This window comes from Mitsuaria sp. TWR114 (assembly GCF_007997345.1).
Map to the genome: position 1 here is coordinate 1 of NZ_VOSR01000253.1, position 15,988 is coordinate 15,988.

Consider the following 15,988-nt stretch of genomic DNA (forward strand, 5'->3'; position numbering starts at 1 on the left):
CGAGACGCCGGCCGCGCTGGGCACCGTCGTCGTCAAGGGCCAGCGCGCCGCCTTGCAGTCGGCGCAGAAGATCAAGCAGAACTCCGAGGAAATCGTCGACTCCGTCGTGGCGGAGGAAGCAGGCAAGCTGCCCGACAAGTCCATCACCGAGGTGCTGCAGCGCATCGTCGGCGTGACCGTCGAGCGTCTGCGCTCGACCAACAACGACCCCAAGCACTTCTCCGAAGGCAGCGACGACCGCATCAACGTGCGCGGCCTGTCCTGGGGCTCGTCCACCCTCAATGGCCGCGAGATGTTCTCGGCCGGCTGGCCCGGGCGCGACCTGAGCTGGAGTGCCGTGCCCGCCGAACTGATGGCCGGCGTGGACGTCTACAAGAACCCGTCGGCGGAAAAGATCGAAGGCGGCGTCAGCGGCCAGGTGGACCTGCGCACGGCGCTGCCGTTCGACTACGAGGGCACCAAGCGCGTCGTCTCGTTCGGCAGCAACTACGAGCAGCGGACGAAGAAGGCCTCGCCGACGCTCTCGGGGCTCTATTCGACGAGGTGGGAGGCCGAGTCGGGCCGCTGGGGTGCGCTGGTCGACCTGGCGATGAACCACTCGACCTATGAGCAGCAGAAGCTCGAGGTCCAGCCCTACTACCCGCGCAGCGACGTGGTGCCCGGCCGGACGGTGTGGGTTCCCGGCGCGGCGGACTGGGGGCAGAACCTCGGTGAAAGCGACCGCAAGGGCTTCTACGGCGCGCTGCAGTGGAAGAAGAACAACATGCAGTCGTCGCTGACGGCCTTCGTGTCGAAGTCGCGGGAGGAGAACACCGGCTCGAACATCTACCCGAGCTTCGCCGATGGCAACTTCAACATGTCGCCGTACAACGTGCGGGTCGACAACCCGGTGGTCGACGATCGGGGCGTGGTGGTGTCGGGCCACTACAGCTATCCGTTGCAACTGCCGCGCGATGCCAACGGCAACGTCACGGACTTCAACCGTGGCGGCAAGGGCGCGAACCAGTTCGCCGACGGCGGCATCATGATGGGCACCAGCCGGGCGTTCACCCAGCACCACACCAACACCGCCGAGCTGGCCTGGAATTTCCAGTGGGCCGTCAACGACCGCTTCGCCTTGCAGAACGACCTGCAGTGGGTCAAGTCCACCTTCCGCACCCGCGGCGAGGAAGTGCAGACGGCCACCTTCGTGCCGAGCATGGACATCACCACCTCGGGCAGCAAGCCGGTGCAGATCGGCTTCGACGAGCGGTCGCGCAATTTCCTCGCCGATCCGGGCAACTACTTCTGGCTGTCGGTCATGCCCGGCCGCTACAAGGGGGACGCCGACCTGTATGCGTGGAAGGTCGACGGCAAGTACGTGTTCGACGATTCGATCCTGCGCGACCTGAGAGTCGGCTTCCGCACCACCTACCGCACCTCCAAGCGCGAAGTGGCGGTCTATGCCGGTGACCCCACCAGCGTCGGCTGGAAGTCGATCGCCGAACCCTGGGTGGTGCGTCAGACCAGCACGCCGGGCCAGTTGCCCGGCCCCAACGATGACCAGAGCTGGAAGTCGCGCGGCAACTTCGCCTACCTGAGCGATCCGCGCTACGCGGCGGCCGCGCCGGTGGAGCTGTTCAACTACGCCGCCTTCGGCGGCAACCGCCCGCCCAGCGTGGTGTTCCCGACCTATGGCGCCCTCAAGGACTACAACACCTACAGCAAGCTGATCGGTGACGTCCGATACAACCAGTGCCTGGACTCGCAGGCGTGGGCGAAGGGGCAGAACGCGAAGAACCCGCAGAACCAGATCAACGTCCCGACCTGCAACGCCAGCGACTACCAGTACGACACGACGCTGTACTACGGGCTGAACCCGAACATGACCAGCAACGTCTCCGAGCGCACCCATGCCGTCTACGGCAGCCTGCGCTTCGGCTTCGATGACTGGAAGATCCCGGTGGACGGCAACCTGGGCCTGCGCGTGGTCTACACCGGACGTTCGTCGCACGGGCACACGACCTTCGACGCGACCTACGACGACCGCACGCCGCCCGACGTGCCGCGCTTCGGTCCGATCAACGAGAACCTGAATGTCGACGCCAATCATGTCGACGTGCTGCCCTCGCTGAACCTGAAGTTCAACCTGACGGGCGACAACAAGCTGCTGGGGCGCATCGCGGCGGCCCGCAGCGTGTACCGGCCGGGTTTCAACCAGCTGCAGGAATCGGTGTCGCTCAAGCAGAACATCGACACGGCCAACAACCGCATCACCTACACGGGCGAAAACACCGGCAACGCCAAGCTCAAGCCGCTGACGTCCGACAACTTCGACCTGGGGCTGGAGTGGTACCCGCGCAGCGGCCAGATGGTGTCGGTCACGGCCTTCTACAAGGACGTGAAGGACGTGATCTACGACTCCACCTACACGCGCGACTACAACAGCCTGGCGGGCAACCCGCAGACCTTCCAGATCAAGGGCCCGCGCAACGCGGCCCGGGCCTGGGTGCATGGCATCGAGCTCAAGGCCGAGACCTACCTGGACCATTTCGACTTCCTGAAGGACCGGCTGCCCGACTGGGCCAAGGGCTTCGGCGTGTCGGCGGACTACACCTACCTCGGCAGCAGCCAGCGCTTCTACCGCGATGCGCAGGTGCAGTTCTGCCCGCCCAACGGCACGATCACGAGCGACGCGCTCAAGGTGTACGGCTGCGACACCAACGGCAGGCCCTTCGGTGCGCTGCCGGTGCCCGGCCTGGTGAAGAACGCCGCCAACTTCGCGCTGCGCTATGACCGCTACGGCTTCTCGGCCCGCCTGGCCTACAACTGGACCAGCCGCGTGCTGAGGAACGTCGGCGTCGACTTCAATGGCCAGAACGGCACGAGCGCGGATCCGGCGCGCGCCGGCGCGCAGGACACCTGGTGGGGCCTGCCGCAGTACCAGGAGGCCTTCGGGCAGTGGGATGGCGGCGTGTCGTACAACTTCACGGAGAAGTTCGGGCTGTCGCTCAGCGTGACCAACCTGAACAACGTGACGGTTCGTCGCACCTTCCAGCAGACGCCGGGTGCCATGGGCGCGAGCTGGAACTTCCCGGGACGCAGCTACTACCTGACGGCGCGGTACGAGCTCTGAGGCGAGGGCGGGGCGCAAGCCCCGACCCCAACAAGGCGAAGTCATGCCCATGTCGTTCCGGGTCGCGCTCGCCGCGACCTTCGTCCTGCTCTCGGCCGGCGCCGCCAGCGCCCAGCAAGCCGGCACGGCCAACCTGGACCGCGTCGAAGTGGCCGGCAGGAAGACGGAGCTCTCGCCGTGGTTCCGTGCCGAGAGCCCGCATTTCGTCGTGTACTCGGACACCCGCGAGGAGGATGTCGCGCCCCTGCTGGACAACCTGGAGAAGCTGGACCGGCTGCTGCGGGCCTACCTCCTGCCGGCCGGCCCCGCCGAGTCGCAGGCCGAGCCGCCGGCATCGAAACTGACGCTGTACTACCACGCCAGCCTGTCGGGCTTGCGGGCGGTCCCGGGCAGCGTGCCGGTCGATGCCGTCGGCCTGTACACCAGCTGCGCCGAGGGGGTGCAGGGCTTCGGCGTTCACCTGGAACGCATGGCCGCGCTGGACGACGAGCAACTCGAGAAGGCGGCGCTGAACGACTCGCTGACGCATGTCTTCGAGGCCTATGCGCGGCACTTCCTCTATCGCCATACCGACATCCGCAGCCCCGCGTGGTTCATCGATGGCTTCGCCCAGTACTTCTCCAGCGTGCGGTTCTCGGCGCAGCAGACGGTCGTCGGGCGGGCGCCCAGGGACGTCGCCGGCTACCTCAGGTTCCTGGGGGCGGGGCGCAAGTACCACCTCGAATGGGAGGATGTGCTGGCGCATCGGCTGGCTGATGCGCACGGCCATGGCGGCGAAGCCGGCGCGCGTCTCGAGTTCCAGGCGAAGTCCTGGCTGCTGACGCACTACGCACTGTCCTCGGACGACAACCGCAAGCGCCTCAGCCGCTATCTCCGGCTCGTCGGTGACGGCGCGTCGCCGACCGCGGCGTTCGAACGGGCCTTTGGCCTGACAAGCGCGGCGCTCGGCCCGGCGATGTGGCGCTACGGCCAGCGCGGCATGGAAGTGCTGCGAGGCGCCCCCCAGTCGCTCCCCCCGACGCCGGTCCGCTTCCGGACGCTCACGCGGGGAGCGGGCGAGTTCGTGCTGGTGGACGCCGCCCTGCGGTCCTGCCCGGGCCGGCAGGCCGGCGAGTCCCTGCTGAAGGAAGCCTCCGAGCTGGCGGCCAGGTTCCCGGAGGATCGGCCAGGGCGACTCACCTGGAGCCGGGCGCAGATCGACTGGGGTGATCCGCAGGCGGCGCTCTCCCGGCTGGAGGCCGACCTGCGGGAGGACGACACGGGCTTCGAGGCTCCTTACCTGGCGGGCAGGGCGCATCTCAGTCTTGCGGGGCGCGGCGAAGGCGCGTCCCGGGCGGCTCATCTCCAGGCGGCGCGGCAGCACTTGCAACGCGCGCTGGCGTTGAACCCGCGATCACCCGAAGTCGCTCTCGCAGGGTTCAAGGCGGAGGTCGCCGCGGCGGACCCGCCGGATGACGCCGCGTTTCAAGGCGTCATTGCCGTCTGGCAGACCGCGCGAGACGTGGACGCGCTCACCCGCTTCGCGGCGCTGGCCTATGCGCTGACCGGCAAGGCGGACGAGGCGTACCAGGCCCTGGGCACGCTCGCGCAGAACGGGGAAGTCCCGGCCGCCATGGCGCAATGGGCGCGCGAGTGGCAGGGGCGACTCGAGACCGGCGTGACGCGCGGCGAACTCCTCGCCGAGTTGCGCCGGACCGACGTGCCGGACGTGCCGGTCAAGGAATGGACCCTCAACAAGCGGCGCGTGTTGCAGAAGGTCGAACTCAGCGCGGGTCTGGAGGCTGCGGACGCCTTCATCAAGGATCGGCAGCAGCAGAGCGATGGCGGGCCGCCCCCAGGCAACGCCGCGGGCGGCGCAGGGAGGCGGTAGGGCGCAGACGCCGCCGGCTGCCCGTCGGCCTTGGCGCCGGCCCCGGCGCGCCGGTTGCCCCTTCCTGCCGCCACCTCCCGGAGCTACCCCCATGCAGCCAACGACCGCTGAGTCCGCCCCGTCTTCCGCCGTGAGCCCCAGCGCTTCGACGCTCACCGGGCATTGCCTCTGTGGCGCCGTCACGATCACCGTGGCAGGCCACCACGACCCGCGCGTCGGCGCCTGCCATTGCCGGATGTGCCAGCGATGGACCGGCGGCCTGTTCCTGTGCTTCACCGCCGACGTCTCCGCCGTGACCGTCACCGGCGAGGTCACGCGCTACCGCTCGTCCTCCTTCGCCGAGCGCGCCTTCTGCCCGCGCTGCGGCTCGCACCTCTGGTTCAACGACGTCGACGATGCCGGCCAGCCCAAGGGCTACGAACTCATGCCGGGACTGTTCGATGCGGCTCGGGCCTGGCCGCTGCGGTCCGAGATCTACGTCGACCGGGCGATGGCCGCCGTGCCCCTCGCAGGCGACCATCGCCGCAAGACCCGCGCGGAGTACGAGGCCGACAACCCGTTCATCGAAGGCGACCTCGAGTAGCGCTGGAGCGACCGGCCCGGGCGCCGCGGCCCTTGCCGTGCGATGGCGGAGCCGGAGGCGCGAGGGGCAGGGCACCCGGGCAGGGTGACGGTATTCCGGGTTTTCCCTCAATGATCCTAGGGGGGCGCCCCGCCGCTGCATACAAGGCGCATCGCGCCGTGCTTCCTAGACTGCGCCTCGCCCGATGCATGTTGCATCGCGGGCGCATCCACTCAGGGAGACACCATGACCCAGTCAGCTTCGTTGCGACGCGCCTTGCGCGCCCTGGTCCTGTGCGGCACCTTCGCGGCCGCCGGCGCCTCGGCCCAGGTCGGTCCGGACCCCACGTCCGCCAGCCTCAATGCCACCGCCGGACCGTTCGCGGTCTCGACCAGCAACGTGGTGCTCGCGCGCGGTTTCGGCGGCGGCACGATCTACTACCCCACCGCGACCGGGCGCTACGGCGTCGTGGCCATCAGCCCGGGCTTCACCGCCACGGAGTCCAGCGTCGCCTGGCTCGGCCGCCGCCTGGCCACGCACGGGCTGGTGGTCATCACCATCAACACCAACACCACGCTCGACCAACCCGCCAGCCGCGCCACGCAGCTGATGGCGCGCTCAACCACGTCGTCAACAGCGCGAGCAGCACGGTGCGCAGCCGCGTGGACAGCACCCGCCTGGCGGTAGCGGGACATTCGATGGGCGGGGGCGGCGCGCTGATCGCCGCGCAGAACAACCCGACGCTCAAGGCCGCGCTGCCGCTGACGCCGTGGAACCTGAGCAGCAGCTTCACGCAGGTGCGGGTGCCGACGCTGATCGTCGCGCGGATGCGACTCGGTGGCGTCGGTGGCCGTGCATGCGCGGCCGTTCTACGCGAGCCTGCCCGCCACGACCTTCAAGGCCTATGCCGAGCTCAACGGCGCGAGCCACTTCACGCCCAACAGCACCAACACGCCGATCGGCCGCTACGGCACCGCGTGGATGAAGCGCTTCGTCGACGCGGACAGCCGCTACTCGCCCTTCCTCTGCGGCGCGCCGCACGAGGCCTACGCCACGGCGCTGGTGTTCGACCGCTACAGCCAGAACTGCCCGTACTGAGCCCGCAGCCGCAGGAGGACGCCATGTCGCACTCGTCCGATCGACCCCGGGGCCGGCGCATCGCCTGGGCCCTTGCCGCCGGCCTCGGCTCGGCGATCCTCCTGGTCTGGCTGGCCGCCGCGGCGCTCGCCCCGGCGGCCGCGGAGGAACCCGCCGCGGTGTTCCCCTGGGCGCGCACCCCTGCCGCGGCGTCGTCGTCCGAATCGGGGACACCGCCCGGCACGACGCCCGTCGTCGCAGGGCAGGGGACGTCGGCGTCGCCGGCATCCTCGCAGGCGTCGGCGGGGTCGGACCTTGCCAGCACGTCCTCCAGCGTGTTCCGGGTCGATGCGCAGGCCCGGCTGGTCGTCGACCAGGCGATGCGGCTGCGGGTCGAGGCGTTGCTGGCGCTCCATGAAGGCGACGCGCTGGCCGCGCGCCTGGACGCGGAACTGGCGGGGCTGACGCCGGCCGCCGCCGCGCGGGCGCGCGAACTGGTCGCGCAGTTCGAGGCCTACCAGGACGCGCAGGCCGCTGCGTTCCCGCCGGGCAGGGCGCCCTTGGTGCCCGAGGAGGGGCTCGCGCAACTGCAGGCGATGCAGGCGCTGCGGGCCAGCCACTTCGGCGCCGACGCGGCGCGGCAGATGTTCGCGCAGGACGATGCCGTCGCGCGCCGGATCCTCGAGCTGATGCGGGAGGACACCTCCACCGCGCGCAGCATGGAGGAGAAGGCGATGCGGGCCCAGGTGCGCTATGACCAGGAGCGCGGTGCGGTTCCGCCTTGACGCCGCGACGCGCGCCCGGGAGCATGCCGCCATGACCTCTGGCGACACCGTCGAGCCTCGCCTCGGCCTGCTGGGTGACAGCTTCATCTACGCCAGCGCGGCCTTGCGGTCGCGCGTCTGCCGGCACTCCGCGACGCTGGCCTGCGCGCTGACGCCGCAGCCGCTGAGCATCAGCGCCGACGGCCAGCAGTGGCGAGGTCACCTGATGGCGATCCGCCCGTTTTCCTGGCGTGCCATCGACTCGGGCGGGCAACCCGTCGTGCTGATCGACCTGGAGCCCACCCATCCGCGCTACAACACCTTCAGCCACTGGCCCGACCGCGCGCCGGTGCGCGTGCTCGACGCCCACGGCTTCGCCGGCCTGCGCGATTGCGCGCGGGCCTTCGCGCATCGGACCTTGAGCGGCCGGCGCCTGCAGGCGTCGGTGCAGTTGCTGGTCGGCAGCGTCGCCGACAGCGTGGCACCGCACCGACCGCTGGAGGTCCGCGTGCGGCAGATGATGGCCGCATTGCGCCTGGACCCGTCCCTGGACCTGACGGCGCTGGGCGCGGCGGTGGGCCTGTCCGCGGCGCAGGCCTCGCGCGGCTTCGTGCGCTCGCTCGGCATCACGGCGCGGCAGTACGCGCTGGCCGCCAAGATCCAGCGCGCGGCGATGTTCTTCGGCAGCGGCCGCGCGCTGACCAGCATCGCGCAGGCGTCCGGGTTCACCGATTCCGCCCACCTGGCCAAGGTGTGGATGCGCTGTTACGGTGACTGCCCGTCGCGCTACTTCGCCCAGCACGACGGCTCGCTCGACGGCCGCGTCGACCACGCCTGGCGACAGCGCGTGAGCCTGTCGGAGACCTTCAACTGAGCCCTTCGTGACACGCCCGACGCTCTGGCATCGACTTCGACATGCGGCTGTTCATGCGCCTGGCCTGGGCGTGCTGCTGCTGGCCGTGCGCAACTACGTGCTCCACCAGAGCGCCAACCAGGCGGGCAGCATGGCGTTCTCGATGGTGCTGTCGATGTTTCCGCTGCTGGTGCTGCTGTCCGCGGGCGCGGCGTACATCGGCGCTCCCGGCGATGCCGCGGCGCTGGCGCGGCGTGTGGCCGAGTACGCGCCGCCGCTGGTGCGCGGCGCCTTGCAGCCGGTCGTCGACCAGGTGCTGGCCCAGCGCAGCCAGACGCTGGTGACCATCGGCCTGTTCGTCACGCTGTGGACCGCGTCCTCCGGCATGCAGGCGGTCCGCACCGCGCTCAACCGGTCCTACGGCATCGAGCGCGGCCTGTCGTTCTGGCGGGCGCGCCTGAAGGTGACGGTGTTCACCGTGGTCGTCGGTGGCGGCATCCTCCTCACCTTCAGTTCCATCATCGTCATGCCCTACGTGTGGGAGGCGCTGGAGCGCAGCACCGGCGTGGGCAAGGAGACGCTCTGGCTGCGCAACAGCGTGCGCTACGGCCTCGCGTTCCCGATGCTCACCGTGCTGTACGCGCTGCTGTACGGCTGGCTGCCCGACATCCGCCAGCGCCTGCGCACCGTGCTGCCCGGCGCCGTCGTCGGCGCGGCGCTGTGGGTGGCGCTGGTGGCGGTGCTGTCGTACTCGCTGCGCAGCGCCGGCAAGCTGGCGCTGCTGTACGGCAGCTTCGCCGGCGTGGTGGCCACGCTGGTGTTCCTCTACCTCAGCGCGGCGACGCTGATCTATGGGGCTGAGGTGAATGCGGTGATCCGGGGGAGGTTGGTCGGGGCGGGGAATGACCTGGAGGAGGCTGAGCGGTGAATCGGCGATCGGGGAAGCTGCATGCCGGTAGCAGCCGAGGCCTTCCTTTGCGCGCCAACACGCTTGGCCCTGCGTCGGGTTATCGAGGGCCAGCAGCCCGGTCACTTCGAGGTCCGGATGGTCGGCGAAGTGGTCGTCAGGTAAAGCGACCGGCCGGTATCCGCCGGCTTGGCCGCGCCGCGGTCCCGGCAGGCCAGCGCGTCGCCGTGTTTCTTCACCAGCTTGCTCAGCGTGGCCCGCTGCATGTTGCAGATGCGCGCGGCCTCGCTGATGTTGCCGTTTCCGACGGCCATCGCCTCCATCACGAACTGACGCTCGACGTTGACCACCGCCGCGCGCTTGGCTTCGCGCAAGGAGGCGCAGCCGCGTTCGCCACTGCGCTGCGCCGCCGCTTCCCGCAGCCCCGGTGAGCTGGTGAGCAGCGTGTCGACGTCGATGCAGCCCGCCGTCGTGCTCAGGCAGGCTCGCACCAGCGTGTGCTCGAGCTCGCGCACGTTGCCCGGGAAGCTGTAGCGCGACAGCGTCGCCAGCGCCGCCGGCGTCAGCGCGGGCACCGGCGCCACGCCGGCGTCGGCGCGATGCGCTGCAGGATGCGCGCGCTGATCGGCGCCAGGTCCTCCATGCGCTCGCGCAGCGGCGGGACGCGGATCTGGATCACGTTGAGCCGGTAATACAAGTCCTGGCGGAAGCGGCCGCCGGCGACCTCCGCGGCCAGGTCCTTGTGGGTCGCGCTGAGCAGCCGGACGTTGACCGGCATTTCCGCCACCGCGCCCACCGGCCGCACCGAGCGCTCCTGCAACGCGCGCAGCAGCTTGGACTGCATCGCCAGCGGCAGGTCGCCGATCTCGTCGAGGAACAGCGTGCCGCCCTGCGCCGCCTGGAAGAAGCCCTCGCGGTCCTCGCTCGCGCCGGTGAAGGCGCCCTTGCGATAACCGAAGAACTCCGCTTCCAGCAACTGCTCCGGGATCGCGCCGCAGTTCACCGCGATGAAGGGCTGGGGACGGCGCGCGCTGACGTCATGGATCGCGCGCGCCACGAGCTCCTTGCCGGTGCCGGACTCGCCGTTGAGCAGCACCGGCGCCATGCTGCGCGCGACCTTCTCGATCAGCTCGCGCACCTGGCGCATCGGCGCCGAGTCGCCGACCAGCCGCTCCAGCGCCGTCGTCGAGCCGGTCAACGGCGGCACGGCGCGGGCCGGCTTGCGCGCTTCGGCCGGCGCGGGCCGGGGGGCCTCGACCGAGCCCAGCACATCGAAGGCGCCGGGCGCAGTCGGCGCGAAGGCATCCGGCGCGGCGGCGACGGACATCGCGCTCGAGGCCGCGTTCGATGGCGGGTTGAATGCCGGGTTCGACGACGCGTTCGACGGCGCACTCCACCCCGGGCCCGACGCCGCCGCCGGCGCGGACGAGAACGGCTTGGGCACCGGCCCTTCCATCTTCGGCGTCCGGCCGAGCGCCGATGCGACCACCATCCGGAACTGGCGCAGGTCCACCGGCTTGGTCAGATAGTCATAGGCCCCGGCCTTGAGCGCCTCGACCGCATTCTCGGCCGAGCCATAGGCGGTGATGACCAGCGCGCGCTCGCTGCGCCCCTGCTGCTCCAGCCAGCGCAGGATGTCCAGGCCGCTGCCGTCGGGCAGCCGCATGTCGGTGATGACCGCGTCGTAGCGGCGCGTGCCCAGCAGCTCCAGCGCGTCCTCGACGGTGCCGGCGCTGTCCAGCGAGAAGCCCTCGCGCAGCAGCGTCATCTCGTAGAGGGTGCGCAGGTCGGGCTCGTCGTCGACGACCAGCAGGCGGGGATCAGCGCTCATGGAGTTCGGTATCGGGGAAATGGGAATCCGGTCCCGCGGACGGGACCGAGGCAAGCGCCGCGCCTGGCGAGGCCGGCCGCGGCAGCAGCACGCGGAACTCGTTCGCCTCGGCGTTCGGGCCGGCGTCGCGGCGGTGGTATTCGATGCGGGCGCCGTAGCGCTCGCACAGCTCGCGGCAAATGTACAGGCCCAGGCCGGAGCCCCGGCTGCGCGTGGAGAAGAAGGGCTCGAACAAGTGTCTTTCGACCTCGGCCGGGATGGGCTCGGCGCGGCTGAACACCGACAGCCGCACCCACTCGCGGTCCTCGCCCAGTTGCACGCGCAGCGCGCCCGGACCGGGGCGCGCGTGGCGCAGGCCGTTGTCCAGCAGGTTGATCAGGACACGGCGCAGGTGCTCGGGCTCGAAGCTGACGAGCAGGCCGTCGCGCTCGATCTCGACGCGCAGCGGGCTGGCCTCGCCGCCAGGCAGCCGCTGGGTGGTGGCCCAGTCGGCGCAGTACTCGCGCACCAGCGGCGCGACGGCCAGCGTCAGCGCCACCGGCGCGATGCCGGGCGCGACCTCCATCACGTCGTCGACCAGGCGCTTGAGCCGCTCGACGTTGGACGCCACCATGCGGGTGAGCTGCTCGCCCTTGGGGTCCTGCGCGAGGTCCTCCGACAGCAGCGCGTTGGCCTGCGCGATCGCGGTCAGCGGGTTGCGGATCTCGTGCGCGATGCCGGCCGACACGCGCCCCATCGCGGCCAGCTTCTCCTGGCGATTGCGCGCCTCGAGCAGCCGGTTGTCCTCGAGGAAGAGCACGCACAGGTCGTCGCCGTCCAGCGGCCGCAGCGTGAAGCGCATGCGCACCCGCAACGAGCGCTGCGAGCCGCGGCCGAAGTCCAGCAGCAGGTCCCGGCCGGCCTCCGGCCAGAGCTCGCCGGCGAAGGCCTTCTCGACCGCCCGCAGCAGCGGCTTCCAGGCTGGCGTGGTGTCCAGCCGGAACGCCCCCGAGCGCAGCGAGCGCCTTCCGCGAGCAGCGCCCGCGCCGCCGGATTGGCGGTGCGCACCAGGCCGCGGCGGTCGACGACGGCCACGCCCTCCTCCATCTCCTCGATGACGAGGCGGTTCAGGTCGGCCTGCTGCCGCGCGTACTCGAGGCTGCCGCGCGCGGCGCGCTCCTCGCGCGCCAGGCGCGACGCGATCTCGTTGGCCAGCAGCGTGACCACGAACAGGCCGCAGCCCAGCAGCCCGGCCTGGCTGATGCGCAGCGCGCCGTCCTGCTCGTTCAGCACCGCCCAGCCGGACATCGACAGCAGCACCAGGCTGGGCAAGGCGGCGCAGCCCAGCGCGCGCAGCCGCGGCTGCAGCGCGCCGGCCATCAGCGCCGGCATGAAGAACAGCGCGCCATAAGGGCCGCTGGGATCGCGCACCTGCAGCAGCGTGAACAGCACCAGGTCGGCGCCGATGCTGACCATGAACTGCCGCGTGCTCAGGCCGGCGCGCTCCTTCGACGGCGTCTCGCGTGCGGCCGATCGAGGCCCACGACGCCGATGCCGCCCATGCCGCCCGCGAGGCGCTCGCGCCCGCCGCGAGCGCTCCCCTGGATCCCGACGCTGACGGCCTGGTCGTTTTCACCTCCGGGTCCACCGGCGCGCCTGAGGCCTGCCACAAGCGGCTGCGCCAGCTCTTCGACGAGATCGACGCGCTCGAAGAGGCTTTCGGCGCCGTTTGCCCGGACGCCACGGTGATCGCGAGCGTCTCGGCGCAGCATGTCTACGGACTGCTGTTCCGCGTGCTGTGGCCGCTGGCCACCGGTCGCGCGCTGCAGGCGCGCAGCCTGGTCTATCTCGAGGACCTGGCCGAACTGCTGCCCGCGGGCGAGCGAGCCATCCTGATCGCCAGTCCGACGCACCTGGGCCGATTGCCGGCCGAGGCGCCGGCGGCGGCGCGGGCCGGGCGTTGTCGCGCGGCGTCGGCCGGCCGCGCTTGAAGCCGATCACGAAGGCGATCACCGCCAGCAGGACGATCCAGAAAAGCAGCTTGATCACGATGGGCGAGGCGGAAGCTTCGGGGAGGAGGTCGACGGGGTCGGCATCAGACGGGCGGACGCTGCAGCACGACCTCGAGCACGAAGCGCGAGCCGGCATAGGACAGCAGCAACAGCGCGGCGCCGAAGTAGAGCCAGCGCGTCGCGCGCCGGCCGCGCCAGCCGAACACCCGGCGTCCCGTCAGCAGGCCGGTCAGCACGACCCAGCCCATCACGGCGAACAGCGTCTTGTGATCCCAGCGCCATTGCGGCGTGAAGGCCACGCCCAGCAGCAGCGCGATCGACAGCACGACCACGCCGGCACCGACGAACTGGAAGGTCAGGCGCTCCAGGCGCAGCAGCGGCGTGCCGAGCGCCGGCGCGCCCTGCCCCTTCTGGGCGCGCATCTGGCGCTCGGCGCGGTTCAGCATGACCGCATGCATCACCGCGACGCCGCACAGGCCGTAGGACGCCAAGCCCATCGCCCAGTGCAGCGGCGCCAGCGGCGAGCCCGCCTGCGGTCGGTATTCGCCCGGGAACATCCAGGCCACCAGCATCACCAGCAGGCCCAGCACGCTGAGCAGGCGCTGGGCCGAGGGCAGCGGCAGGAAGCGGCTCTCGATCAGATAGACGCCGGTCACCAGCCAGATCGTCATCGACAGCGAGGGCGCGAAGCCGAAGCGCGCCGCGTGGCTGCCGTTGACCGGCGCGGCGCCGATGCCGCCGATGTCCACGACCAGCGCGGCCAGGTGCAGCAGCCAGGCCAGCACCAGCACCGAGCGCCAGGTGCGGGGCCGCAGATGCGCGAAGGCGGCGGCAACGGCATAGGCCACCGCGCCGGCGGCGCTGAGGGCGGCCAGGAGCAGGCCGCTGGGCTCGGCGGAGGCGGACGATAAAATCATCCGCAAAGTGTAATGACGAGCGCCCGCTTCCGCGGGCGCCAATACGATGGCTTCCACCCTGACCGATCGACTGAGCCGGCTCGTGAAGACGATGCGCGGCCAGGCCCGCATCACCGAGTCCAATGTGCAGGACATGCTGCGCGAGGTGCGCATGGCGCTGCTGGAGGCCGACGTCGCGCTGCCCGTGGTGCGCGACTTCATCGCCCGCGTGAAGGAGAAGGCGCTCGGCCAGGAGGTGGTCGCCTCGCTGAATCCGGGGCAGGTGCTGGTCTCGGTCGTCCACAAGGAACTGGCCGCGACGATGGGCGAAGGTGTCGCCGACATCAACCTGGCCGCGCAGCCGCCCGCCATCATCCTGATGGCCGGCCTGCAGGGCGCCGGCAAGACGACGACCACCGCCAAGCTCGCCAAGCACCTGACCGAGAAGCGCAAGAAGAAGGTGCTGACGGTCTCGGCGGACGTGTACCGCCCCGCCGCGATCGAGCAGCTCAAGACGGTGACGAAGCAGGCGGGCGCCGAATGGTTCCCGTCGGCGCCGGACCAGAAGCCGCATGACATCGCCCTGGCGGCGCTGGACCATGCGAAGCGCCACTTCTTCGATGTGCTGCTGGTCGACACCGCCGGCCGCCTGGCGATCGACGAAGCGCTGATGGCCGAGATCCGCGACCTGCACGCGACGCTCAAGCCGGTGGAGACGCTGTTCGTGGTCGACGCGATGCAGGGTCAGGACGCGATCAACACGGCCAAGGCCTTCAAGGAGGCGCTGCCGCTGACCGGCATCGTGCTGACCAAGCTGGATGGCGACTCGCGCGGCGGCGCGGCGCTGTCGGTGCGGCAGATCACCGGCGCGCCGATCAAGTTCGCCGGCGTGTCCGAGAAGATCGACGGGCTCGAGGTCTTCGACGCCGACCGCCACGCGGGCCGCGTGCTCGGCATGGGCGACATCGTCGCGCTGGTCGAGGAAGTGCAGAAGGGCGTGGACGTCGAGGCCGCGCAGAAGCTGGCCGAGAAACTCAAGTCCGGCGACGGCTTCGACCTGAACGACTTCCTCGCGCAGATCTCGCAGATGAAGAAGATGGGCGGGCTGTCGGGGCTCATGGACAAGCTGCCCACCCAGATGACCGCCAAGGCCGGCCAGCCCGACATGGACAAGGCCGAGCGCGACATGAAGCGCATGGAAGGCATCCTCAACGCGATGACCGCCAAGGAGCGCCGCCAGCCGTCGCTGCTGATGGACGGCAAGTCCAAGGCCAGCCGCAAGCGCCGCATCGCCGCGGGCGCCGGCGTTCAGATCCAGGAGGTCAACCGCCTGCTCAATCAGTTCGATCAGATGCAGGCGATGATGAAGAAGATGAAGGGCGGCGGCCTGATGAAGATGATGAAGAAGATGGGCGGCCTCAAGAACCTCATGGGCGGCGGGGGCGGCGGCTTCCCGATGTAAATGCAAAGAGCTCCCTTGGGAGCTCTTTCGCATTCTGCGGGTCGCACTTCGTCCTTCGACGGATCTGCGACCGAGGACTGCGAAGGTTATTCGAGCAGGGCCTGCGCGAACTCGCGCGCGTCGAAGGTCTGCAGGTCCTCGAGCTTCTCGCCGACGCCAATGAAGTAGACCGGGATCGGGCGCTCGCGCGCGATCGCCGCGAGCACGCCGCCCTTGGCCGTGCCGTCCAGCTTGGTGACGATCAAGCCGGTGAGGCCCAGCGCGTCGTCGAAGGCCTTCACCTGCGTGAGCGCGTTCTGGCCGGTGTTGCCGTCCACGACCAGCAGGACCTCGTGCGGCGCGGTCTCCTGCGCCTTGCCGATCACGCGCTTGATCTTCTTCAGCTCCTCCATCAGATGGAGCTGCGTCGGCAGACGGCCGGCGGTATCGGCGATGACGACGTCACAGCCGCGCGCCTTGCCCGCGACCACCGCGTCATACGTGACCGCCGACGGATCCCCCCCCTCCTGGCTGACGATCTGCACCCGGTTGCGATCCGCCCAGACGGCCAGCTGCTCGCGCGCGGCGGCACGGAAGGTGTCCGCGGCGGCCAGCAACACATTGGCCTCGGCATCGGCCAGATGGCGCGTCAGCTTGCCGATGCTGGTCGTCTTGCCGGCG

At 70.4% G+C, this 15,988-nt stretch carries 15 protein-coding genes and 1 pseudogene; 10 read left to right on the plus strand and 6 right to left on the minus strand.

Annotated features, from left to right (window positions below; all coding sequences use genetic code 11):
• The 8 genes from FUT87_RS10875 to FUT87_RS10905 all read left to right on the plus strand — a co-directional run.
• Nucleotides 1-3,115, plus strand: a 3,115-nt coding sequence (locus FUT87_RS10875; protein ID WP_147241020.1) for a TonB-dependent receptor, incomplete at its 5' end; no start/stop codon positions are given.
• 43 nt (nucleotides 3,116-3,158) lie between these two features.
• Entirely contained in the window at nucleotides 3,159-4,985 is a 1,827-nt protein-coding gene (locus tag FUT87_RS10880; RefSeq protein ID WP_147241021.1) for a hypothetical protein, read from the plus strand.
• 130 nt (nucleotides 4,986-5,115) lie between these two features.
• The gene (locus FUT87_RS10885) at nucleotides 5,116-5,568 is read left to right on the plus strand and encodes a GFA family protein (RefSeq protein WP_255511769.1); all 453 of its coding nucleotides are present in this window, start codon (nucleotides 5,116-5,118) and stop codon (nucleotides 5,566-5,568) included.
• 225 nt (nucleotides 5,569-5,793) lie between these two features.
• Nucleotides 5,794-6,234 carry a hypothetical protein gene (locus tag FUT87_RS28640; protein ID WP_186830474.1) on the plus strand — a complete coding sequence of 147 codons (441 nt, stop codon included), beginning with the start codon at nucleotides 5,794-5,796 and terminating at the stop codon, nucleotides 6,232-6,234.
• A 150-nt stretch (nucleotides 6,235-6,384) separates the two neighbouring features.
• Nucleotides 6,385-6,645 carry a hypothetical protein gene (locus FUT87_RS28645; RefSeq protein ID WP_186830475.1) on the plus strand — a complete coding sequence of 87 codons (261 nt, stop codon included), beginning with the start codon at nucleotides 6,385-6,387 and terminating at the stop codon, nucleotides 6,643-6,645.
• A 23-nt stretch (nucleotides 6,646-6,668) separates the two neighbouring features.
• A complete protein-coding gene (locus tag FUT87_RS10895) occupies nucleotides 6,669-7,409 on the plus strand; it encodes a lipase secretion chaperone (RefSeq protein WP_147241023.1) in 741 nt (246 codons plus the stop codon).
• 31 nt (nucleotides 7,410-7,440) lie between these two features.
• Nucleotides 7,441-8,262 (plus strand): AraC family transcriptional regulator, encoded by an 822-nt coding sequence (locus tag FUT87_RS10900; RefSeq protein WP_175538268.1) that lies wholly within the window; start codon nucleotides 7,441-7,443, stop codon nucleotides 8,260-8,262.
• A 7-nt stretch (nucleotides 8,263-8,269) separates the two neighbouring features.
• Nucleotides 8,270-9,169: a YihY/virulence factor BrkB family protein gene (locus tag FUT87_RS10905; protein WP_091724601.1), complete on the plus strand. Its 900-nt coding sequence runs from the start codon at nucleotides 8,270-8,272 to the stop codon at nucleotides 9,167-9,169.
• A 101-nt stretch (nucleotides 9,170-9,270) separates the two neighbouring features.
• On the opposite strand, the gene FUT87_RS30585 is transcribed toward FUT87_RS10905, so the two are convergent.
• The 4 genes and pseudogenes from FUT87_RS30585 to FUT87_RS30590 form a co-directional block, all read right to left on the minus strand.
• A complete protein-coding gene (locus FUT87_RS30585) occupies nucleotides 9,271-9,639 on the minus strand; it encodes a helix-turn-helix domain-containing protein (RefSeq protein WP_404935390.1) in 369 nt (122 codons plus the stop codon).
• Nucleotides 9,631-10,979: pseudogene (locus FUT87_RS10915) on the minus strand (sigma 54-interacting transcriptional regulator); the annotation flags it as partial. The pseudogene FUT87_RS10915 and the gene FUT87_RS30585, both read right to left, overlap by 9 nt.
• The gene (locus tag FUT87_RS10920; protein ID WP_255511771.1) at nucleotides 10,969-11,715 is read right to left on the minus strand and encodes a PAS domain-containing sensor histidine kinase; all 747 of its coding nucleotides are present in this window, start codon (nucleotides 11,713-11,715) and stop codon (nucleotides 10,969-10,971) included. The gene FUT87_RS10920 and the pseudogene FUT87_RS10915, both read right to left, overlap by 11 nt.
• Nucleotides 11,667-12,434, minus strand: a complete 768-nt coding sequence (locus FUT87_RS30590; RefSeq protein ID WP_255511770.1) for a hypothetical protein — start codon at nucleotides 12,432-12,434, stop codon at nucleotides 11,667-11,669. The genes FUT87_RS10920 and FUT87_RS30590 overlap by 49 nt, the downstream gene beginning before the upstream one ends.
• A 47-nt stretch (nucleotides 12,435-12,481) precedes the next feature.
• Between FUT87_RS30590 and FUT87_RS10925 the strand changes: the two genes are divergently transcribed.
• Nucleotides 12,482-12,949 carry an AMP-binding protein gene (locus FUT87_RS10925; RefSeq protein ID WP_147241027.1) on the plus strand — a complete coding sequence of 156 codons (468 nt, stop codon included), beginning with the start codon at nucleotides 12,482-12,484 and terminating at the stop codon, nucleotides 12,947-12,949.
• Nucleotides 12,950-13,053: 104 nt separating this feature from the next.
• On the opposite strand, the gene FUT87_RS10930 is transcribed toward FUT87_RS10925, so the two are convergent.
• Nucleotides 13,054-13,887 (minus strand): inner membrane protein YpjD, encoded by an 834-nt coding sequence (locus FUT87_RS10930; protein ID WP_091727084.1) that lies wholly within the window; start codon nucleotides 13,885-13,887, stop codon nucleotides 13,054-13,056.
• 46 nt (nucleotides 13,888-13,933) lie between these two features.
• Here FUT87_RS10930 and ffh point away from each other — a divergent pair, with 46 nt between their 5' ends.
• Nucleotides 13,934-15,328, plus strand: coding sequence for a signal recognition particle protein (gene ffh, locus FUT87_RS10935; protein WP_147241028.1), 1,395 nt, complete (start codon nucleotides 13,934-13,936; stop codon nucleotides 15,326-15,328).
• Nucleotides 15,329-15,414: 86 nt separating this feature from the next.
• Here the strand turns inward: ffh and ftsY are convergent.
• The coding region (gene ftsY, locus FUT87_RS10940; RefSeq protein ID WP_147241029.1) for a signal recognition particle-docking protein FtsY at nucleotides 15,415-15,988 on the minus strand (574 nt) is incomplete at its 5' end.